Source organism: Echinimonas agarilytica (assembly GCF_023703465.1).
Classification (GTDB): domain Bacteria; phylum Pseudomonadota; class Gammaproteobacteria; order Enterobacterales; family Neiellaceae; genus Echinimonas; species Echinimonas agarilytica.
In genome coordinates, this window is record NZ_JAMQGP010000001.1 from 531,064 (window position 1) to 552,968 (window position 21,905).

General features: G+C 46.4%; 16 protein-coding genes. 8 read left to right on the forward strand and 8 right to left on the reverse strand.

What is annotated here, in order from left to right; genetic code table 11:
• Nucleotides 1–161: 161 nt before the first annotated feature.
• Both NAF29_RS02290 and cutA read right to left on the reverse strand, forming a co-directional pair.
• Nucleotides 162–1,955, reverse strand: a complete 1,794-nt coding sequence (locus NAF29_RS02290) for a protein-disulfide reductase DsbD (RefSeq protein ID WP_251259863.1) — start codon at nt 1,953–1,955, stop codon at nt 162–164.
• Nucleotides 1,949–2,308 carry a divalent-cation tolerance protein CutA gene (gene cutA, locus NAF29_RS02295; RefSeq protein WP_251259864.1) on the reverse strand — a complete coding sequence of 120 codons (360 nt, stop codon included), beginning with the start codon at nt 2,306–2,308 and terminating at the stop codon, nt 1,949–1,951. Before cutA ends, NAF29_RS02290 begins: the two co-directional genes overlap by 7 nt.
• Before the next feature lie 170 nt (nt 2,309–2,478).
• Here cutA and NAF29_RS02300 point away from each other — a divergent pair, with 170 nt between their 5' ends.
• From NAF29_RS02300 to NAF29_RS02315, 4 genes are all read left to right on the forward strand, one after another.
• A complete protein-coding gene (locus tag NAF29_RS02300; RefSeq protein ID WP_251259865.1) occupies nt 2,479–2,931 on the forward strand; it encodes an FxsA family protein in 453 nt (150 codons plus the stop codon).
• 148 nt (nt 2,932–3,079) lie between these two features.
• Nucleotides 3,080–3,367 (forward strand): co-chaperone GroES, encoded by a 288-nt coding sequence (locus NAF29_RS02305; RefSeq protein ID WP_251259866.1) that lies wholly within the window; start codon nt 3,080–3,082, stop codon nt 3,365–3,367.
• 45 nt (nt 3,368–3,412) lie between these two features.
• On the forward strand, nt 3,413–5,059 hold the full coding sequence (gene groL, locus NAF29_RS02310) for a chaperonin GroEL (RefSeq protein ID WP_251259867.1): 1,647 nt from the start codon (nt 3,413–3,415) through the stop codon (nt 5,057–5,059).
• Nucleotides 5,060–5,254: 195 nt separating this feature from the next.
• Nucleotides 5,255–5,665, forward strand: coding sequence for a hypothetical protein (locus NAF29_RS02315; protein ID WP_251259868.1), 411 nt, complete (start codon nt 5,255–5,257; stop codon nt 5,663–5,665).
• 84 nt (nt 5,666–5,749) lie between these two features.
• Here NAF29_RS02315 and NAF29_RS02320 read toward each other — a convergent pair whose 3' ends face one another.
• Nucleotides 5,750–7,459 carry a sulfatase-like hydrolase/transferase gene (locus NAF29_RS02320; RefSeq protein ID WP_251259869.1) on the reverse strand — a complete coding sequence of 570 codons (1,710 nt, stop codon included), beginning with the start codon at nt 7,457–7,459 and terminating at the stop codon, nt 5,750–5,752.
• Nucleotides 7,460–7,602: 143 nt separating this feature from the next.
• Here NAF29_RS02320 and NAF29_RS02325 point away from each other — a divergent pair, with 143 nt between their 5' ends.
• Entirely contained in the window at nt 7,603–8,139 is a 537-nt protein-coding gene (locus tag NAF29_RS02325; protein WP_251259870.1) for a DJ-1/PfpI family protein, read from the forward strand.
• A 46-nt stretch (nt 8,140–8,185) separates the two neighbouring features.
• Here the strand turns inward: NAF29_RS02325 and NAF29_RS02330 are convergent, their stop codons facing one another.
• Nucleotides 8,186–10,006 carry an HTTM domain-containing protein gene (locus NAF29_RS02330; protein ID WP_251259871.1) on the reverse strand — a complete coding sequence of 607 codons (1,821 nt, stop codon included), beginning with the start codon at nt 10,004–10,006 and terminating at the stop codon, nt 8,186–8,188.
• A gap of 427 nt (nt 10,007–10,433) precedes the next feature.
• On the opposite strand from NAF29_RS02330, the gene NAF29_RS02335 reads away from it, so the two are divergent.
• Entirely contained in the window at nt 10,434–12,713 is a 2,280-nt protein-coding gene (locus tag NAF29_RS02335) for a sulfatase-like hydrolase/transferase (protein WP_251259872.1), read from the forward strand.
• A gap of 192 nt (nt 12,714–12,905) precedes the next feature.
• On the opposite strand, the gene NAF29_RS02340 is transcribed toward NAF29_RS02335, so the two are convergent.
• Entirely contained in the window at nt 12,906–13,280 is a 375-nt protein-coding gene (locus tag NAF29_RS02340) for a cupin domain-containing protein (protein WP_251259873.1), read from the reverse strand.
• Between the two features lie 338 nt (nt 13,281–13,618).
• Between NAF29_RS02340 and NAF29_RS02345 the strand changes: the two genes are divergently transcribed.
• Nucleotides 13,619–14,767 carry a family 43 glycosylhydrolase gene (locus NAF29_RS02345; RefSeq protein WP_251259874.1) on the forward strand — a complete coding sequence of 383 codons (1,149 nt, stop codon included), beginning with the start codon at nt 13,619–13,621 and terminating at the stop codon, nt 14,765–14,767.
• 75 nt (nt 14,768–14,842) lie between these two features.
• Here the strand turns inward: NAF29_RS02345 and NAF29_RS02350 are convergent, their stop codons facing one another.
• Complete coding sequence (locus NAF29_RS02350; protein ID WP_251259875.1) at nt 14,843–15,346, reverse strand: hypothetical protein; 504 nt, start codon at nt 15,344–15,346, stop codon at nt 14,843–14,845.
• Between the two features lie 420 nt (nt 15,347–15,766).
• Here NAF29_RS02350 and NAF29_RS02355 point away from each other — a divergent pair, with 420 nt between their 5' ends.
• Nucleotides 15,767–18,673: a TonB-dependent receptor gene (locus NAF29_RS02355; RefSeq protein WP_251259876.1), complete on the forward strand. Its 2,907-nt coding sequence runs from the start codon at nt 15,767–15,769 to the stop codon at nt 18,671–18,673.
• Between the two features lie 70 nt (nt 18,674–18,743).
• Here NAF29_RS02355 and NAF29_RS02360 read toward each other — a convergent pair whose 3' ends face one another.
• Together NAF29_RS02360 and NAF29_RS02365 are read right to left on the reverse strand one after the other, a co-directional pair.
• The gene (locus NAF29_RS02360; RefSeq protein ID WP_251259877.1) at nt 18,744–20,726 is read right to left on the reverse strand and encodes a glycoside hydrolase family 127 protein; all 1,983 of its coding nucleotides are present in this window, start codon (nt 20,724–20,726) and stop codon (nt 18,744–18,746) included.
• A 37-nt stretch (nt 20,727–20,763) separates the two neighbouring features.
• Complete coding sequence (locus tag NAF29_RS02365; protein ID WP_251259878.1) at nt 20,764–21,867, reverse strand: SMP-30/gluconolactonase/LRE family protein; 1,104 nt, start codon at nt 21,865–21,867, stop codon at nt 20,764–20,766.
• Nucleotides 21,868–21,905 lie beyond the last annotated feature (38 nt).

Consider the following 21,905-nt stretch of genomic DNA (forward strand, 5'->3'; position numbering starts at 1 on the left):
GGCATTTGGCAGCTTTTTACTGGTCTAATCACCGATATTATGTGAAATGTACCTCGTTTGTCACACCATAGGTGTGTTTTTAGCGGGATCTTATGACCACCAAGTGTAGGCTAAAACCGCCAAACTGCTGGCTTGGCGGTCACAAAATTAAGCGGAACAGGTTATTCAAAGGCTTTGTTAATGTGAGCTACGAAGGGCTCGGGTTTCAAAAATCCGGCAATTCGATAGTCAACCAGCTCTTCACCAAGAGCGTCAAACAATAACAAGCTTGGTAAACCTAAGATTGAATAGAACTCCAGAAGTTCAATATCTTGAGAAGTGGATGCGGTGACATCAATGCGGATCAACGTCATATCAGCCAGTCGTGTTTGTACATTGGCATCAGGAAATGTGTATTTGTCGAATTCTTTACAAGCCACACACCAGTCGGCGTAAAAGTCGAGCAATACGGCTTTGCGTTCAAGTTTGGCTTGGGCCAGCGCTTCCTCTAGCTCTTTTTTATCCACTACAGTTATAAAGCCAAACTCATCGATATGTGCTGAGGTTGAGGGCGCAGCATTCGGAGCAGGGGTGAATTGAGCCGGAGCTGACACCAATACCGACTTGCCCATATCCACCGCCGAGAATAACAGTACAGCGGTGATCATGTAGGCCAAGGTGGCCACAACAGGGTGTTTCGCTTCACGAAGAGCAAACAACAAATAGCCGCCGGTCGTTAGCAATAGCAGGGCCCACATCAACATACTGGTGGTTTCTGGCACAATGCGCTCAAGCAGAAATACCGGTACGGCTAGCGTAACGAAGCCGAAGATGTGTTTAACCACGTTCATCCATGCGCCGTTTTTCGGGAGCAAGCGAGCGCCAAGCGTGCCGATAATTAAAAGGGGTAACCCCATCCCCATCGACAGTAAGTAAAGTGCCAGCCCACCAAATGCTAGATCGCCACTCTGGCCTACATATAGCAGTGCAGCTGACAGCGGAGCGGTGGTGCAAGGCGAAGCGACTAATCCGGCAATGACACCCAGCAAGAATACCGAGCCGTACCGGCCGCCTTGGATATTCTGACTTTTGCTTTGTAGTGCGTCCTGCCAGCTACGAGGCAATTGAAGGTTGAACACGCCAAACATCGACAAAGCTAACACGCCAAATAACACGCTAAGGCCAATGAGCACGGCTGGATGTTGAAAGGCTGCTTGCAGTTGCATTCCAAACGACGCCACCAAAAGCCCTAGTAAAGTGTAGGTCAACGCCATGCCTTGAACATAGCTAAAGGACAACGCAAAGGCCTGTGACTTTGAGCGTTTTTGATTGCCGCTAATCACCCCCGACAAAATGGGATACATGGGAAATACACACGGCGTAAATGCCAAGCCTAAGCCTAATAAAAAGAACAGTCCAAGCGTGGTGAGCGCACCGCCGCTGGCAAGGGTTTGCGCCAACTCTGATTGACTTTGAGGTGTCGAATTTGATGTGGTTGATGCTGCCGCTTCCGCGGTTGCTGGTAGGCTTATTTTTTGGCTCGTTGGTGGATAGCACAAGCCTGCTTCTGCACAGCCCATGTAGGTAATGGTGAGCTGAGTCGGTATATCACTTTGATACGTAATCGGCAGAACTAGGTTGTGGTAGTACACGTCTGTCACACCAAAGAATTCATCGTCGTGTGATACCGCATCGGGGAATTCGATGGTGAAGTTGTCCACATCAGGCGAAGCGAGCTTTATTTTATCTTTGTATAAGTAATAGCCGGACTCAATGGTCCAAAAAATTTCTACTTTACCGGGAGATATTACGTCTGCTTCAAATTGAAACGCATCGTCTACTTGCAAAAATTCGGGTGTCTCATCGAACACAGAAAATGGATTGGCGGTGGCCGCTGTACTGACGATAAATAGGCCAGAGCAGAGTGCTGCAAGCAGTGAGAAAATAAAGCTGATGTGCCGTGTTAACTTCAACATACGTCTTGAATCCATTGTAAATATGCGCGATTACCGGCATTGGCCGAGATCGATAAAATTTCAGGTGTTTGGTACGGGTGATGCGCCTCTAGCCAGGCCATTGTCGCATTGAGGTTATCAGCCCTTGTCTTAATGACCAGCTTTAGCTCGTTATCATTACAAACTTTTCCTTGCCATTGGTACCAGCTCTGTACATTTGGGATAACATTCACACAAGCAACGAGCTTCGCCGCCAAAACACCTTTGGCAATCGTTTCCGCCTGTTGTTGTGTGGCACAGGTGGTCAACACTAAACGAATAGCGTCGTTGTTTGGGTTTGTATCTGTTGGCAATGATATGGTGTTTGTTGTCATGGTGCAGGTTCACTTATCCGTTATGGTGCGCGTTCAACATGCATCGGGTTGGCATGCAACCATTGGCATAATAAATGGTCTGAAGTTACAACGAGGCTTGAAAAACCAATTGTTTGACCCTATTTACTATGTAACGTCTACTATAGATAGACTTAATTTGGAGCATTATTGTGCCATTTTTTATTCTTCTCGTATTGTTGTTGCCTGTGATCGAATTGACCCTACTTGTACAGGTAGGCATGCAAATTGGCGCACTTACAACTGTTGCGTTAACTATATTAACCGCCGTGATTGGCGTGTCGCTTGTTCGCAGCCAAGGTTTGTCGGTGATGCAACGAGCGCAAATGAACATGGCGTCTGGACAAGATTCCGCGCCCGAAGTGATTGAAGGCGCAATGTTAGCGTTTGCTGGCGTGTGTTTGCTCATCCCCGGTTTTATGACCGATGCGGTTGGCGCGCTTTTGTTGCTGCCGCCTTTGCGTCGACAATTTGCCAAAAGTATTTTAAGTAGTCGTGTCATTCGATTTGGTAATATGGGGCAACGTCGAGGCGACACCCATACCTCCGGAAGCACCTTTGATGCCGAATTTGAGCGCAAAGATGATCATGATCGACTCAATTAACCTCTAGTTTTTTAATTCCCTGCAATTTTTTTTGGGTCAGGTGCTTGTTTTGCTAAAAAGCACCCCCATCTTTCAAACAGCCCGACTTGCGCGTTCAGCGCAGCGGTTTCTATTAATTATCTTTGAAATGTGAATCGGAGATTTACCAATGACAATTCGTCCATTACACGATCGCGTGCTTGTTAAGCGCCTTGAAGTAGAAACAAAATCCGCTGGTGGCATCGTTCTGACTGGAAGTGCAGCTGAGAAATCGTCAAAAGGCGAAGTGGTTGCAACAGGTGCAGGGCGTGTTCTGGAAAACGGAACAGTTCAAGCGCTTGCAGTGAGCGTTGGTGACGTTGTGCTGTTTGGCTCTTATGTAGAGAAAGCAGAAAAAATTGACGGTGTTGAGCACCTCATCATGAAAGAAGACAACGTTCTTGCTGTTGTTGAATAAGCAAACTCCCGTTTCTGATTAATCAAACACGAAGGAAATACGAAAATGGCTGCAAAAGACGTCAAATTCGGTGACAGCGCACGCGTAAAAATGCTCGCTGGTGTCAATATTCTTGCTGACGCAGTAAAAGTAACGCTGGGTCCTAAAGGTCGTAACGTTGTTCTAGATAAGAGCTTCGGCGCACCAACCATCACTAAAGATGGTGTTTCAGTTGCACGTGAAATCGAACTTGAAGACAAGTTTGAAAACATGGGCGCTCAAATGGTCAAAGAAGTTTCTTCAAAAACTTCAGACAATGCAGGTGACGGTACAACGACTGCAACTGTATTGGCGCAATCAATCATCAATGAAGGCATGAAAGCCGTTGCTGCCGGTATGAATCCAATGGATTTAAAGCGCGGTATCGACAAAGCAGTGATTAAAGCTGTTGAAGAGCTTGCGACTATCTCTGTGCCTTGTGCGGATAATAAATCAATCGCTCAAGTGGGTACTATCTCTGCAAACTCAGACGTTGCTGTGGGCGATATCATTGCAACCGCAATGGAAAAAGTAGGCAAAGAAGGCGTTATTACCGTTGAAGAAGGTCAAGGCCTTGAAAACGAATTGGATGTTGTAGAAGGCATGCAGTTCGATCGTGGTTACTTGTCTCCATACTTCATTAACAATCAAGAGAACGGCACCGTAGAATTGGAAAGCCCGTTCATCTTGTTAGCTGATAAGAAAATCTCAAACATTCGTGAGTTGTTGCCGTTGTTAGAAGCATTGGCAAAAACTGGCAAGCCATTATTGATCATCGCAGAAGACCTCGAAGGTGAAGCGTTGGCAACATTGGTTGTGAACAACATGCGCGGCATCGTGAAAGTTGCTGGCGTGAAAGCACCAGGCTTTGGTGACCGTCGTAAAGCAATGTTGCAAGACATCGCGACTTTGACTGGCGGTACCGTGATTTCTGAAGAAATCGGCCTTGAGCTTGAAAAAGCAACACTGGAAGATTTGGGCACAGCTAAGCGTGTTGTCATCGATAAAGACAACAGCACCATCATTGATGGCGAAGGTGAAGCCGACGCGATTCAAGGGCGTGTGACTCAAATTCGACAACAAATCGAAGACGCATCTTCTGATTACGACCGTGAAAAACTGCAAGAGCGCGTCGCTAAATTAGCGGGCGGTGTTGCTGTGATTAAAGTTGGCGCAGCCACTGAAATCGAAATGAAAGAGAAAAAAGCACGTGTTGAAGATGCATTGCATGCCACACGCGCAGCGGTTGAAGAAGGTGTTGTACCGGGTGGTGGAACAGCATTGATTCGCGTAGCGAGCAAAATTTCTGACTTGTCTGGTGACAACGAAGACCAAAACCACGGTATCAAAATTGCCCTACGTGCAATGGAAGCACCTCTTCGCCAAATCGTGACTAACTCAGGCTTAGAAGCATCAGTGATTGCCAATGAAGTGAAGAACGGTTCTGGCAACCAAGGCTTTAACGCAGGGTCTGAAGTGTATGGCGACATGTTGGAAATGGGTATTCTGGACCCAACTAAAGTGACTCGCTCTGCATTGCAATTTGCAGCGTCTATTGGCGGCTTGATGATCACAACCGAAGCAATGGTTGCTGAAATTCCTCAAGAAGCAGCTCCGGCAGCGCCTGATATGGGCGGCATGGGTGGAATGGGCGGCATGGGCGGCATGATGTAAGCCACGTCTATGGCGTTTGTTTAAAGCGCACAATGCTCTAAAACCCCGATAGCCATTTGGCGTCGGGGTTTTTTATTGGCTTCTGATAAGCCAGATGCATTTGTATATTGCTTTCCGTTACAATCCAAAAATTAACAATATAATCAACTGAATAGAGCGATTGCTATGCAATCTTTAAGCGCTTTAAGGAACGGCATGAATAGTGAAAAAGCGATTTCGTTAATCGCAATCGGGTTGGGTGGAATTATTTCAGTGTCGTCAGCAGGCGGCCACTACGACTTTGTGGATATGGTGATTGGTATCGTGCTCTTGCTATTAGTCTGGCCTATGCTCAGATTAAAGAAAGCCGGTATTCGGGAGCGTTTAGTGGTGGCCAGTATTGCAGGATTAGTGATGGTGTTGATCGCTGGCCCTTTTGTTGACCATGCGCTGTATTTGTACTCTGAACATGAACTGGTGGCATACGTTCGGGCGAGTGACGACATTCCTGCCGGGGACAAAATATCTATTTTCCAAAACAACCAAACTATTCACTCTGCGTTGTGGCTATTTTTTAGTGGCGTGTTATTGCTGTGGATGCTTGTATTTGAAAAATCCAAAGATTAAATAAAAAAGGCATGAAATGAGCGTTCATGCCTTTGTCATCATTGAAGCAAAAAGCTTCAGCGTTTGCCCGCTGAAGCTTTTTGGTTAGTAAGGGTCATTTGGCTTGATCTTGATGATTTCGGCGTAGTCGACAATCTTGTTTTCGGCTTTCCATTTTTCGCTCATCGCGAGTAATTTTTTCACCATCTCTGGCTTTTTGTCTGCGAGGTTATTGGTCTCGCCCGGATCATTGTCCAAGTCATACAGTTCGTAAGCAATGCCCGGTTTGGCGAGGGTTTGCAGATACCAACCTGCTTCAACAAGTAATTTCCAGCGGCCTTGATAAATCACGCTCTGCTGACCTTTGTCATTGAAGTAAATAGCTTCAGGTGGCGTCATTGGCTCGCCTTTAATGGATGAGATAACACTTCGTCCATCTGGTTTTCTAGGCGTTTTGCCACGGAATTTTTCAGGAAACTCAGTGTTAGTGATTTCCAACAATGTGGGTGTAATATCGCCTACCCAAATGAGGTCATCGGACATCGTGCCTGGCTTAATCACGCCCGGCCAGCTTGCAATGGCATGCGTACGGGCGCCACCTTCCCACAATAATGCCTTCACACCTTTATAAGGCACATTCATTAGGTCACCAATGTGAGATGCTGCGCCATTGTCTGAGAAGTAGAAAATCAGCGTGTTGTCGTACTCACCACTGTCTTTCAGACCTTGTACTAGCTTCCCTACGTTTTCGTCGAGTTTTTCCATCATGGCAGCATGAACAGCTGATTGAAGTCGGAATTTCTCGATTTTTTCTGGGTCTTGTTTGGTCCACATGTAGTTATTGTTGACCGTGTCGACATCGCCAGAGAATAGGCCGGTTTTGACCAGGCCTTTATGGCGTTCATCAGCAATTTTTTGTAGGTCGGAGTAACGTTTTAGGTATTTCTGAACCAGTTCTTCTGGCGCTTGCAGCGGCTTGTGCGGAGCTCGATAAGCCACATACATGAAAAACGGTTCGGTTTTTTCAGATGCTTCTTCAATCATGTCAATGGCGCGATCGGTCATGCCATCAGTGGCGTAAAATGCTTTGCCCGACTTACCATCGCAGCTGCCGTAATGTTTTTGCTCAAAAGGCCCGCCCGCGTAGCAGCGCATTTTGTAGTTGTAGTCGTACTTGAGCGTGGCTTTTTGGTTGCCTTCGTAATATTCGTGGCCATCTTCGGGTCTCACAAAAAGATTCCCTTGAGCACCATGAAACACAAAGCTCTGCTGGAATCCTCGCTGCGGCGGTAAGCCTAGGTAATCGAGCTCCATTTCTTTTTCGGTCAGCTCCATACCAGAGTGTGCTTGACGCCAAATAGGTGCGAGTTTCTTCGGATTTTCTTTAATGTAACTGCCTCCCAAGTGCCATTTGCCAGCCATCAGCGTTTGGTAGCCATTGCTGCCAAGCATTTCTGAAATCAGAGGCTGATCATATGGAAGTCTTGCACGGTGGGCTTCAAATGGCAGTTCGCGTACCCAGTCACCTACAACTCCTCCACCGAAACCTACGTGTGCAGCGTCAACACCGGTTAATAGCGAGGCGCGGGTTGGGCTGCATCGGGCATTGCTGTAAAAGCGACTAAAGCGCATGCCTTGTTGCGCTAATTGGTCGAGGTTGGGAGTTTCAATTTCGCCGCCAAAACTTCCCAAGTCGGTATAGCCGGAATCGTCAGATAAAATCACAACGATGTTTGGGCGTTTGTCTTCGGCTTGGCTCACAAACGGCATGAATGAACTGAGGATAAGCAAAGAAAGAGAGGTGAGTTTTTTCATGGTAACAATGTTTATTGTTGACAATTGAGTTAGTTTAACCGAATGAAGCACGAAAATAACAGCAATACCTTTTAGCAGGACCAGATGTTTGTGATTCAATTCATAGTTCTAACTATCAATGTTCTGAGCATCAAGGATGCGTTGTGTTTGTGCCGGGCACGAGTGTAGAGCAGGCACAAACGGTGTTGTTGCAGGATGATGTTTATATGTCTTTTCTACAACGTGTATGTGGCGAGTTGGCAGCTAAGCCTCATCAATGCTGGCCTCGTTATGCGTCGGTTTGTGCCGGAGCTTTGCTATTAGCTAACACGGGTATATTTAAAGGTAAGCAAGTCACGACCCATTGGGCGATGCGCGGGGCTTTGGCAAATCTTCAAGGCGTCACCTTGGCGCCAGATTACCCCCGCTATGTGCATGATCAAGACGTGTTGACGGGCGGAGGAATTGCTTCGGGAATTGATGAGGCGCTCTATTTGGTAAGTTCGCTGAGTTCAGTGGATGAAGCATGTAAAGCTCAGCTCATCATGCAATATGCGCCCGCTCCGCCATTTCATTGTGGCAACCCAGATCAGGCTGAGCAGTCGGGGTATCTTGATATGGTGAACGGAATGCTCAGTGCAGATCAAGCCAGCGTTGATACCATTCAAAGTATTCTACAAGGCCGTTATGGCTCGGCTTGAAGGCAACTCAGGGGCTTTCAACAAGCCCCTTCGCCAATCTATATATTCAACGACAGGTGTAGGTACCTTGGTTGGTTATCTTTTCTTTGCCTTTTTGAGGCGGCAAATGCGTAGGTAAAATGCCGGTGAGCAGATTTACTTTTCGAATCAAGTAGTGTGGATCGGAACCCATTGTTTTATTCCAACGCATGCACTGATAATTGACAAATGGTCGGCGAAAACGGCTATACCTTTTTAAATACAATCGCCCTAGATATTTACGCCAGCGATAGCTTCGGTGGTTGTGGGTTAAGGTATCGGGTTTTGCGCGTGGCGGCGCAGACAGCTCGTTGCGATAAAGGTCAACTTTGTTGCCTCCAATGGTTAATCCTTCCACAATCGGCCAACGAGTTTGAGTAATGGGGAAAGGCGCAAACATATTCCACTTTTGCCATAACCCTAGAGCGTTGCGAACTTTGATCAAGGAGGAATCAATTTGTGGCACAGTACTGACGTAAGACAAGTTGATTTGAAGCACCATGACTGCAAGCGCAAGCACTACGAGTTGTGCCCCCCAATTGTGCTTGCCAGAGGAGTGTCGCCACGGCAGTGCACGTTGCGTGAACTTACCCAGTACCATGCGTCGGTTCCCGATGAAGTGGTAGCAGCGGTCGCCCGATTGATTCAAGGCTTGCAGGCCTTTCATTGGCCATTTCATCCAAAACAATAAAGGGCTTTGGCCGACAAGCCAGGTGAGGGCATCCCACTCAAGTCTGTAAGTATCGTCCGCCGACTTCACCACCCAGCTATCATGCTTGTCGAGCAATGGGGCAGCTGTACTATCGCCTTGGGCTGGGAGTACTTCAATTCGTGGTAAAAGCAGCATGGTCCGAAGAATATAAACGGTTTTTTTGCAGAACTCGCAGCCTTCATCGTAATACACCATAACGCCTGAACTGCGCTTAGCGACCCATTTGGAATCGACCATTGCCCAAACTGCAGAGGGGGTAAACAAGAGTAAAGAAGTGATACTGACGTAGGGAAAATGTCCCACGTTGAGAAGCAATAAAAAGCCAATGTGCATGCAAATCAACAGCACCAAAGCGGGGAGCCGAAACCATAGCAATAAAAATGGAGTGATTAGGAATAAAGGACCGTAAAGCTCGATGTAAAATACAAATTGCGTGAGCATTGGCAGTATGGGTTCAAGCACGTTGCCAATCCAGTGGCCCAGATATGTTGTGTAATGTTCGGCGTTCAGGGCGTAGTAAACTGCGGTGTAGTCTTCGGTCCAGGCTTTGCCTGTTTTAAGCAGAGCCCCAGCCCAATACACGTACATGGCCTGCATTAACATCGCGATAGTGGCGACGCTAAAGTGATTTTGCTGTGGATAAGGTTGGTTCTTTTCGAGCGCCGAATCAATCGCAAAGCGTGCGCCGAGCGGCAAGAACATGGCCCAGAACAGCAATACGCGCATTAAGTCATCGGCACCTGAAAGCAGTATTGGGTTTCGGATTTGCACCGACATTAATAGTACCCAGCTCACCGCTGTTGCAAGCCTTGTTTTATAGCCAACGAGCAAAGCAAGTGCGGCCAAAACGGCAAGAGCCAAAAGTACTCCGGCAAATAAAGTGGAGCCGTTTAGAAAATACAAAGACCAAGTGGCGTCACCGTAATAGCTAATAATATCAGAACGCTTAGTGATGCCGGTGTCCGTAAAAAATGCAATGAAGTCGCCGCTTCGTATCCACAAATCGGCCAGAATAATAATGGCAATCAGCACTCTAAAAAGTGCGAGAGTTCGATAATCAATGCTAAATGCGCGCACAAATCCCCCCAAAATTGGAATCTGTTGTAACGGTAATGAAGCGTGAGGTGAATGACTCACAAGCTCTCCTTGTACTTAGTCAGAATCGTTTAGCAATTTATTTTACGGGTAAACTTTGATCTATTTATGGCGCTGTATGCTAACGGCCATACGATTGGTTGCGCCCTATGATCATTGAGTTTGAGATAAATGCCCTAAAACCAGGGTAAATTAAGGCTGTATGCTCGATGCAAATCACATTTTCCATGACTGTTAAATTAATTCTTAATCACCCATCCAAAAAACAGCCTCGGCTTTATAAGGCTCCTCTAATGCGTTGAAGTCAGGTCAAAGGAGTTCTGACACTTGTGCATGTGGCCCGCTATATAAGGCAAACCGAAAATGTGGAAACAATGTGGATCTTCTTCAATTTCAATGTTGGGCACTCGCTTCACTGCGCATAAACAGACATGCTGGTCTTGCAAAACAAGAATAACAGAGGCCATTTATGAAGCTGAATCTCATACTGATCATCAGTTGTTTGGTGCTGACCGCATGTGGTGGTTCAGGCGGATCGTCATCCACTGAGATGGATCCAACACCAGTACCAGAGACGCCCGATGTATCTGAACTCGAAGATGAGGGGGGCGAAGAGCCCATTAATGAGCCCGATGAAACGTCTCCTGAAGATCTAGAACAATCAGCCCAGCCTAACATTATATTTATTCTGAGTGACGACCAAGGTATCGACGCGTCTGCTCAATACAGCTATAGCGTAGATGTGCCCAATACACCAATATTGAATGGGCTGGCCAATGATGGACTTGTGTTTGACAACGCATGGGTTACGCCGGCATGTTCAACTACTCGAGCAGCTTTGCTTACCGGTCAATACGGCATTCATAGCGGTGTTTCATCGGTGCCCGGCAATTTGGCCACGAGCTCTGAAACCGTGCAAACTTACCTAAAATCGCAGGACGCCACGGAACATTATCAAACGGGCTTTTTTGGCAAATGGCATTTGGGCAATAATGCAGGCGGGCCAACCTCATTTGGCATTGATTATTTTGCAGGAAACATGAGCAATATCGACGACTATTACAGTTGGGAGCTTACGTTGAATGATGAAGTGTCTATTTCTACTGAATATCACACCCGCGCGATTACAAACCAGGCAATAGATTGGATCGCTTCGCAAAATACATCTTCCTCTTGGTTCGCATGGGTCGCTTACTCGGCACCGCATTCGCCATTTCACTTACCGCCTGACGACCTTCATAGCCGAACGTTGTCTGGCAGCGCTAACGATATATCTTCGAATTCCAGAGACTATTATTTGGCGGCAATCGAAGCCATGGACTCTGAAATAGGGCGCTTGCTAGATTCATTACCCGAAGAGACACGCAATAACACGGTGATATTTTTTATTGGTGACAATGGCACTCCCGCTCAAATTTTAGACACCTCAGTACTGTTCCAAGGACAGAGTAAAAACAGTCTTTATGAAGGAGGCGTTCGAGCCCCATTTGTTGTGTCGGGCGCAGGAGTAACCCGCAAAGGAGAGCGCGAAGAACGGCTGGTGAATGCAACAGACATGTTCGCCACGATTGCACAAATTGCTGGGCTAGACTTGGATGCAATGCACGACAGCGAAAGCTTTGCGCACTTGCTTGAAGGCTCTGCTGTATCGGGCCGCGACTATAACTTTGTTCACTTTACCAACGATAGTATTGATGGGTACGCCATTCGCAATTTGGAATTTAAGCTCATCGAGTGGCACGATGGCTCGCAGGAACTTTATCAATTGTCGGAACAGAGCATTGAAACCGAAGATTTAATCGCAATTGGCGCTGTATTGAATACCGCACAATCCAATGCGTTTGAATTGCTCAATAATCGTTTAGATTCAATTTTAGGACGGGCAGATGATGCGGGGCCTGAAAGCCCTGTTGATATTACCAATGCCACATTGACCAGTCGCAGCGTTAGCTGTGCGGACTATGCCAATGATTATGTTTCTGACGTCGTTGACGTCAACGAAGCCCAATTGTTTCAAGGCGATCTCAGTATTGCTGTGGTAGGGAATAAGTGCGTGTTCGATACCAATGCAATTCCTAACCATGATTTTAACGATGGAGATGCCGGTTTCCCCAATCAGGTTTCGGCACAGTCGGATCAATTTCAAGTGACCACTGCGCCAAGTTTTGCAGCTGCGCCCACAGAATTATCGTTGCAAATCGACAACGCTTTGTTGCTCAATGGCGTAAAGGTCGACTTATTGGCTGCGGGGTGTTTCGGCATTGGCAATGGTAAAGTCGGTTGCAATGATATGTCGACTCCTTGGCGCTACGATCCCATGCACCCTGTCAATGGCTTCCGGGTGGATACCCACAATGCCCATGCGCAACCCGACGGCACCTACCATTATCACGGTACACCTAATGCGTTTTATCACCAAACTGATGTAGTTGAATCCCCGGTGATTGGTTTTGCTGCTGATGGTTTCCCAATCTTTGGCCCTTTCTATACTGATGGTGAGGGCGTGGTGCGAAAAGCCGTCCCAAGTTATCGCCTAAAATCAGGCAACCGCCCTATGGACGATGAATCACCAGGAGGTGGGTATGACGGCAGCTTCCTTGATGACTATGAATATGTGCAGGGGCTAGGCGACCTAGACGTGTGTAATGGCATGACGGTGAACGACCACTACGGGTACTACATTACGGACGACTACCCCTATGTACTCGCGTGCTTTCAAGGCACCCCAGACGCATCATTTTATAAATAAACCTTATTCTTTTACATGCAGTCCTTGACGATGTGTCAGCGGCTTTTTTGTTTCAAAGGTTTTAGAAGTAGGTGCCTGTGGCCTCCATCCATGATTGTTTGAATTGTTCTCCTTCCCTACCGTCAAATTCATTTGAGCACTTCTGTTGGCCTGATAATCGAATCAAGCCAATTGCTTACACGCCTGATTCGATTACGCTTGCTTTACGAACAGCAAGCGGCTTTCGGCATCGATATTGTTGATCCAACCATGCGGAGTGTTGGCTTCAAAGGTAATGAAGTCGCCTGCTGCATAGGCCACTGATTCAGTTCTTTGTTCATCTGCGGTTCCTGCCAGTAATGTACCAGAGCCGCTGACCACGTATGCTAGCCAAGCGTCCTCTGATGCGTGCAGTTCAAATGTGTCGGATTCTTTGTCGACTTTCAAAATGAACATAAACACGCCTGATGCTTCCACCCCTGCGCCAGACCAGCCCTCTGGAAAATCATTTGCATTAAACTCCGGAGCAGCTTGGCTTGCCAAATAGCTCTGCCCTTCTTTTTCTGACATGAGAATGTGTTGTGACATAAATTGTCCCTGTATGTGAGTTGTGATGATTGCTTCACGCATGGCGCATTGTTTTTTCATTGGAATGGTGAACGCGTCAGTAGTTCAATTTTAATTTGTTTGCTATGTAAAAATTTGTTGTGGCGCACACTACCATGGTATTGCTGCGACAAAAGGCAGGAGGCGCCTCTGCCCATTCACATTTTCAGCACTTTGACCAAATAGGTCTTTATTTGACTTGAATCGCCTATACCTGCGTCTGATTTTAAATCATACGCTTGAGTGTCTAGCCGTTCAAAAAGCGATTGCTTGAACGCGCAATTTTGACATTAACATGCAATCAAAAAGGGACACCTCAAATGTTAAAAAGAGTTTTCACTCACGTTTTGTTGGCAAGCTTCACTTTGGGAGCCAGTTGTACTGCATTGGCTTTTGGACCGGAGTTTTCAAGCGAAATGGTGGTGCCTAAACAAGGGGCGGCGGTACCCAAATCTTTCTCTTTAAACAAGGTGGACCGGGAACATCTTAAAAATCACGATAAAGCGGTTCAGATCTTTAGCGGAATGTTCCTTCGTGACCCTTATATCATGAAGGGGCCAGACGGCTATTTCTATTACACAGGTACGCGCCTCGATAGGGTATTGGGAGGGGCGAAATATGATTATAAAAATGAAGGCGTAGAAATTTGGCGCTCCAAAAATTTGGCTGATTGGGAGTTGCTCGGTGTGCCGGTGAAGTTGGGGATGTTGTCTAATATTGACGCGTTTGCGAAACATGCTGCCACGCGAAAACACAATCAGGGTAAAGCGTTGCTTTGGGCGCCCGAGTTACATTATCTGAACAATAAGTGGTACATCACGCATACAACCAACTCTCAACGAGCAGTACTTTGGGTTGCGGATAATGTGATGGGTCCTTATCAAGAACTCATGGGCACCGAGAAATTTGGGCATCGTCATGATCCCACATTATTCCAAGACGACGATGGCAAAAACTATATGTTGTATGCGGCCACTGACATCCTTCAACTCAATAGTGAACTTAGCGCTTTTCAAGGTCAAAAGAAGAAGGCTTGGCCGAGTGATCGTAAAATTGGCCATGAAGGTACCTTTGTGATCAAACATGAAGACAAGTACGTGTTATTTGGCACAGCGTGGAGCACCGATAAGCCACGCAAGGGCACGTACAATCTCTACTACGCCACTGCGGACAATATTTTAGGTCCGTATTCTGAGCGCAAGTGGGTGGGGCGTTTCTTGGGACATGGCACACCATTTAAAGATTCACAAGGTCGCTGGTGGATGACCGCGTTTAAGAATGGAACCTATGTGCCTTATGACGATTTAATGCTTCAAAACGATCAAGGTGATGATGCTTACACCGGCACTCAAAGTGGGGCGATGTTGGTGCCCATGGAGATTGATACGGATGAAACCGGAGAAGTTCGTTTTACGGTGAAAGATTATCGTTTTGCAACGCCAGGCCCCGAAGAGGTTCAACAGTTTTAATCTAACTTATTTGAAACAATTGTATGGTCTTTGCAAGTGCCGCCCCTATACATAGGGGCGGTGTGCCCTTAGGTATTAAAACCCACCTGACCAAGCGTCAAACTCATCAATAATATCGATCTCGGCCTGTGATTTAGGGGCGGGGTAGTAAGGCAGTCCTAGTCGTTTGTTCGACGGAAGAAGCACCCAGTCTGGCGTGATTTTTACGCGTGATATCTGCTGGCCTGCATTCATGCGTAAATACATGTAGTAACCGTCAGCGTGGGTATTGGCGTAGCTTGCGATCTGCGCCACGTCTCCAGAAGGTAACTTTACTTTGCGCCCCAACGGAAATAATTGGTGTAGTGCAAAGCTCGCATGCGCATCTTCCAAACAACCTTGTTTAAACCGATGCAAGCCTATGGCTGTGGACGTTGTGCGATGAGTCCAACCTACGAGCAATAGCCCACTTAATGAGTCTTTAAAGGGCTGACCAATTGGGAGACCTTCACTAGAGATAAACTGAACCACTAAAGCGTCGTCATCTTGTTCCAAAATATTCAGGAACTGCTCGCCGGTTTTATCCGCTAATAGTTTCATTGTGTTTACCGTTCATGATCTGAACCGTCATTTTATGATCCCTGCCATTTATTGCGTATGCCTTAGGTCAATCCACACACTAAAAGTGTTGTCGCGAGCAGTTTTGAGCGCTTCAGAAAAGATAAGTTCCCTTTCAAATTTTGTCTTTGGGGTGCTAACAGCGCGGCCAATAAACTTACTGGTCAAGACAACTTGATCTTCATCAAACTAATTGGTAAGCATCTTGGTTATTACCTTAAATATGACCGATATGATCACATTGGAATAACATCTTGGTTGAACATTTAATCGGTGCATGAAAGTATCTGGGCGTTTTTTAACCATAAAAACAGTTTGAAAAAGCGATCATACGATTCACAAAAAGTGGCTTAGAAGGATTTAGTTGTACTTAAAAAAAGCCACAAAACAAGGACTAAAGGAATGCACTTTAAATTATCAAAAGTTGCTCTGTCAGTTGTTTCTGCAACGACGATGGCAATAACCTTTGCAGCCCATGCTCAAGATGAAAATACCCCAGCCGATCCTCAGTCTGATGTTGAGGTGATTGAAGTAACAGGCATACAGCAGAGCTTGTCTGCTGCCGCAAGCTTTAAACGCAGTGATTCACGTATTGTTGATGTGATTGTGGCCGAAGACATTGGTAAGTTACCCGACAATAACATTGCCGAAACTTTGCAGCGTATCACCGGGGTTTCTATTAATCGTGATATGGGAGTCGGTTCAGACGTTTCAATTCGTGGCTTGCCGCAAAACCGAGTGGAACTCAATGGCCGTTCGACCTTGGGTGATGGACGAAATGGTGTTGATTTTCAGGATTTTCCGTCAGATTTTCTATCGGGAATTGAGGTGGTTAAATCACCCACGCCGAAGATGATTGAAGGTGCATTAGGAGGCACCATTAACCTTAAAACGCAGCGCCCTCTCGATCTAAAAGAAACGCTCGCATCGGTTTCTGTCAAAGGTGAATATACTGAAAATGCAGAAGATTGGGGTCCTATCTTGTTTGCCACATATGGGGACAAGTGGGAGTTAAGCTCAGGCGGCACCATTGGTATGATTGCCAGCGTTAGTTATTTAGATCGAAAACTCACGCAGCACGAGTCTCGTGTGGGTTTTAAAGTAGAGCCGCTGAATGTAAATCAAGCCGACATCGATAGCGGTAAAGTTGATGCAGACCGGAACTACATCATTCCTCACGAATATACTTACTTTCCCGAAGTGGATGAACGTGAACGCTCAGCGGCTAATATTGCCTTGCAATGGATGCCTGAATCTGAAGACGGTAATGTCTACTTAGAAGCCGCCTTTACAAAACGCGAAGGCAACAATCAGGCGTTTTCGCCCTTGTCGATTGCTCACTCTCCTTTTAGTACCGATGCCGAACGCAATGCTGATTATTCCATCGATGGGAAAGGCCAGCTCAATAGTTACTACGACTCAGACGTTTTATTCATTAACCGGACAGAGTCTGAGTTCCGAGAAACAGATTCAATGACCCTTGCTTTGGGAACGGAGTGGTCATTTGAAGATCAGTGGCTGGTTACGGCCGAAGTGAGCCACGCTACTTCAGACTCCTTTGAACCATATTATGACATGCGTTTCTATGCCATTGATCCAGAGGGCGAAGCACTCGCGCCTGAAGACAACAACTATTGGCAAGGTGGTGTGAGTTATTACAGCAACAATGACCATGTGCCGTCGGTGGTATTGGAAGACCCAAACACTTTTACCAATCAAGACAATTGGGCGTTACGCCGCTACGACGTGCGTGACAACCATATTGATAACGAAGAAACTGCGGGCCGTTTAGATTTTAGTTACTACGAGCCTGTGTCTGGCTTTGACATGCTTACAGCGGTTGATTTTGGTGTGCGTTACACCGAACGTGATTACGAGAAAAAACAATACAACCTCAAGCTCGACAACCTGCACAAAAGCTTAATTGATTATGGTCCTGACGGCCTGCCTGATACTGATGACGATGAATACATTACCATCACTATGCCTGAGTTTCCGGCCGGAACGATTAAAGAGTACGACTTTGACGCCTTTCCTGACGACAGCGCCCAATTCGATTTAGATCGCTTTGTAATGTTTGATAATAATATCCTTCAAAACCAAACGCGTACGGGTGAGATTATTGGTTCGTTGTTGCAAGGCACGAACATGGAAACAGATGGCAAATTGGTCTTTAACACCGATGAATATGCCACTGTAGGTGAAGATACCTTAGCCGCTTATATTCAGCTGAACTTCGACACTGATATTGCCGGTATGCCGTTCAAAACTGTATTTGGAGGGCGCTATGTGGCCACAGATATTGAGGTTGAAGCATATGCAGAAGACGTCAATGGCAACATTGTGTTGGTGAAAGAAACATCCGACTACTCCGACTTTTTACCGAGCTTAAACGCCAGCCTAGAAGTGGTGGACGACACCATTGTTCGCTTCGCCGCGGCAAAAGTCATGCGCCGAGCAGACTTTGAAGAGCTAAGTCCAGGTTACATTGTTAATGCTGACAGCACTGAAGCGACGCGCGGTAACCCAGGTTTGGAGCCTTATCGAGCAACGCAATACGACATTTCAGTGGAGTATTATTGGGGAGACTCAAACATGGTGTCGGCTGCTATTTTTTATAAAGACGTAGAATCATTCTTAACGACGGCAACCGAATGCTGGGATAACCCTGAGTATGTTGCTGTTTCGAATGAAGTGAACCGAGGCGATATGTGTTTCTTGGATGGCCGAGGGGGAGCGCCAGATGCGTCTACACCACTGACAGACATTGGTTTGACGACCACATTTGATACCAATGGCGACAGCGGTAAAGTGGAAGGTGTTGAATTGGCGTATCAGCAAGTGTTTGATATGGGCGTGGGGGCATCGTTGAACTACACCTATGCCGACAGTGAGGATCCCAATGGTTCGCCATTGCTTGATATTTCAAAAGATACCGTCAATGCTGCTATTTTCTACGAAAAGCACGGCTTCACTACACGTTTGGCCTACACCTATAGAAGTCGCTTTTTGGAAGATGACAACGAGGGGCGTATGAAGCGTATTGGGCGTGAGATGTGTGTGAATGCGAGTTGTGTAGACGCCAATGGCGATAGCTATACCGACCCAACAGCGCGCGAATCATATCGTGAGTCAATGAAGCAATTAGATTGGTCGGGGTCGTACGATTTCAATAAGAACCTTCGCGTTCAAGCCGATATCGTAAACATTACCGAAGAGCCAACTCGAGATGCGGCCTTTAACGGGTCTGTGTACCAGATTCGCCAAGCCGATAGACGCTTTACTGTGGGAATGCGTTACAAGTTCTAATTGGATTTAGAACACCCAAAAAAAGAGCCCGCAGAAGCGGGCTCTTTTACGGGCTTGCAATACTTAAACTTTATTTCCAAATGATCGGCATGAATACCGTCATTTCCGCGGTGCCTCGGTTGCTCCAGGCAAAGTAAGGAACAAACTGAGCGTCATGCTGTTGCCATACTGGCTTAGATACGTTGCGATACATGCTTTGCTCTGAATCGGAACGCAGTTGAACAGACCCTTCAATTGTGGTCACTCCACCTAAGAAGTCGGTTTTGTGTTGTGCTTTTAATTCAGTATCACCCGAGATATACACATCTAAAATACCGGTGTTTTCAGGTAAGTCTGGCGACTCAATGCAATACACCAATGGGCCACGCTTAATGGCAACTTGGTTGCGAATTTCTTCAATGCGCGGATGGCCTTCAACAAAGTTGATCTCCATTGGCATCTCTAAAGTGATGGTGTCACCGGCAGCCCATACACGGTTAATGTTGGCAAACTCACCGGCTTTGACTTCAACGCCGCAATCTTGGCCATTGACCAATACAGTTGCTTGACGCGCCCAGCCTGGAATACGCAACATCAAATCAAACGCGGTATCTTTACATGCGTCAATGGTAATGCTTACGCTTCCATTCCATGGGTAATGAGTGGATTGAGTGAGCTGAATATTCGAACCATCGAGCAACTGAGTATCGAGTTTATTGCCGCCATACAAATTTACGGCGAGGCCGTTGTCAGAAAGGCTATAAGCCCAGCCCGAAACTTTAGCCACAGTCCGAACAATATTCGGTGGGCAACAGAAGCATTCGATGTATTCTTCGCGGTCTGCTGATTCTGTGCAGTCACAGTGATCTGAATACTCACGTTGGCCGTGATTCATGCGCAATGGGTTGGCATAGAAGTACTTCATGCCATCTTCACTAATACCGACCATGGCACTATTGTGTAATACCAACTCCATGATGTCTGCGTACTTTGACTCGCCGTGGAGACCCAGCATGCGCCAGTTAAACATGGCGTTCGATATGTTGGCACAAGTCTCATTGTATGCAGTTGAGTTGGGCATCATGTAGTCATCAATGAACCCTTCGTGGATCATATTTTGATCGTCGTACGCACCGTGGTGACACTGACCAAAGGCACCCGTCACATACATTTTCTTTTCTACTGCGCTGGCCCAAATTCGATCGAGTGCGTCAGCAATTTCTTTGTCGCCTGTTTCTGCGTAAACATCAGCCGCACCTGAGTACAAATACATGCCTGTTACTGCATGGCCTACGGCCTCTTTTTCCTCGCGCAAAGGCGTTTTCATTTGGCACTGATCGCCGGTGAACCAATATGGAACAGAGTCATGCAAGTCCATCGGAACGGAGCCGCGCATGGTGACAAAAATATCGGCTAAGTCGAGGTAGGTTTTATTGCGTGTTTCGCGGTAAAGCTCTACCAAAGCCATAATTTGTGATGGGTTGAAGCCAAAGCGAGCAAGCTCAGGATCTTTGGATTTGAACACTTCGTAAAGGTAATCCGCATGGCGAACAGAAAGCTCGAACCAGTTCGTTTTGCCGGTTAAGCGCTTATGAATGATACCACTTGTAATAAAGTGACCTGAGTTATACAGTTCGTGGTCACACACTTCTTTATAGCGTGGCTTATCAAGGATTTGGTTGTGTGTATGAATGTAGCCGTCATCGGTAATTGCTTTGGCAAACACGTCGATAATTTCGTCTAATTCAGCAATGATAGACTCATCTTTATTAATACCGTAGATGTAACACGCAGCTTCCATCCACTTATAGAAGTCACCATCATGCCAGAGCATTCCTTTGGCTTCGCCTTGTTGAAGGCCTGCAACAATTTTAAAATTGTTGTAAGCGTGGCCAACGTCACCTTTTAAAAGGCTGCCCATGTGCGGCACCATCACTTCTGCGGCGAGCTTTTGTTTTTCTGCCCAGAAGCCTTCAGTCCACTGACAGTCGCCGAAGTTGATTGCTTTCAACTTAACGAATGGACTCTGTGAAGTTGCTGTAATTGCTTTATCTTGTACGTGTAAAGCTTTCATACATTGATTCCTTGTTTCTATTATTGGCAAGCTGGAACTACTTCAACTCTATATACGATAGAGTGTATGGCTTGCTGTGTTCACTGTTGCGTAGGCCATGATTTGTCATCAAATCAAAGTTTGAAATGACTAATTTGTCTTGGTAAACAATTAAGTCGGCTGGCTGATCTATCTGCCCGTTAGAACCATCGTTATCAGAATAGTCAGCTAATTTAATCACTTGTTGTTGCTCGGTGATTTTAAAAATTTGGTTGAGCCCAAACCCCGCTAAGTAGAGGTTTCCTTCATCGTCAAAAGCTAAGCCGTCGATACGCGTATCGTTTGGCAGGCTTGCATATAAGTGGTGTTCGGTGACGTTTCCGTGCTTATCTTGAGTGAGCTGATAGACTTCGCTATCACCTAGATTCGCGGCAAATAATGTTCCGTTTGGAGAAAATGCAATGCCGTCGAGTCCAAACCCGATGCTTGGGTTTTGCGTTTCTATGCTGAAAATCAATTGCTCATCATCCAACGTATTGGCGACTTTGACATTGCGATCGGAGGCATTGAAGCGATAAATCGCACTGATATTCTTGCTCGACTTCACATTTGGCATGTTTAATTGAGTGATATAAATAGCTCCATCGCGGTAGCGCAGACCATTGGGATTAATACCCGATGCAATCACTTCAGTGTTGAGCAATTTGTTTTTGTCGAAGCTCATTTTTAAGATGCGGCCATGCTTAATTCCACGCGAATCAGCCACATACAAATCGCCATTGTCGTCATATGCAATGCCCATCGGGTTGGCTTTGCGTGTGAGATTCAACGTGGGAATGGTGGCTAAGTGAGCAACCTCGCCATTTGGCGCGATGGAAAGCAGTTCGCCTTGTAATTTATTGTTGGCAAAATTAGGGCATGACAGTGTTAAGCTGCCGTCTGGGGCGATTGCAAACGCATCCGGCGTAGGGCAATTGTCCGTTAGATTGGCAAATAATTTGGCAGGTTGAATGTTGTTTTGTGTGTCTGCTGCTTGTGCATTAACGCTTAATAGCAATGCGCTGATCACATAACCTGCAATAGTTGTGTGGGGGCCTAGCGCACCTTTTAGCCAGCGAAATGAGTATTGCCTAACCATCATGTCATCCTGCCGTTGTTGCATGTCAAAACTTTTGAATAAGTTTATTGAGTTTACAAATT

Bases quoted from the DNA above. Each gene is read 5' to 3' on its own strand.
- NAF29_RS02290 (WP_251259863.1), bottom strand. From the start codon at position 1,955: ATGTTGAAGTTAACACGGCACATCAGCTTTATTTTCTCACTGCTTGCA.
- cutA (WP_251259864.1), bottom strand. From the start codon at position 2,308: ATGACAACAAACACCATATCATTGCCAACAGATACAAACCCAAACAAC.
- NAF29_RS02305 (WP_251259866.1), top strand. From the start codon at position 3,080: ATGACAATTCGTCCATTACACGATCGCGTGCTTGTTAAGCGCCTTGAA.
- groL (WP_251259867.1), top strand. From the start codon at position 3,413: ATGGCTGCAAAAGACGTCAAATTCGGTGACAGCGCACGCGTAAAAATG.
- NAF29_RS02315 (WP_251259868.1), top strand. From the start codon at position 5,255: ATGAATAGTGAAAAAGCGATTTCGTTAATCGCAATCGGGTTGGGTGGA.
- NAF29_RS02320 (WP_251259869.1), bottom strand. From the start codon at position 7,459: ATGAAAAAACTCACCTCTCTTTCTTTGCTTATCCTCAGTTCATTCATG.
- NAF29_RS02335 (WP_251259872.1), top strand. From the start codon at position 10,434: ATGAAGCTGAATCTCATACTGATCATCAGTTGTTTGGTGCTGACCGCA.
- NAF29_RS02340 (WP_251259873.1), bottom strand. From the start codon at position 13,280: ATGTCACAACACATTCTCATGTCAGAAAAAGAAGGGCAGAGCTATTTG.
- NAF29_RS02345 (WP_251259874.1), top strand. From the start codon at position 13,619: ATGTTAAAAAGAGTTTTCACTCACGTTTTGTTGGCAAGCTTCACTTTG.
- NAF29_RS02350 (WP_251259875.1), bottom strand. From the start codon at position 15,346: ATGAAACTATTAGCGGATAAAACCGGCGAGCAGTTCCTGAATATTTTG.
- NAF29_RS02355 (WP_251259876.1), top strand. From the start codon at position 15,767: ATGCACTTTAAATTATCAAAAGTTGCTCTGTCAGTTGTTTCTGCAACG.
- NAF29_RS02360 (WP_251259877.1), bottom strand. From the start codon at position 20,726: ATGAAAGCTTTACACGTACAAGATAAAGCAATTACAGCAACTTCACAG.
- NAF29_RS02365 (WP_251259878.1), bottom strand. From the start codon at position 21,867: ATGCAACAACGGCAGGATGACATGATGGTTAGGCAATACTCATTTCGC.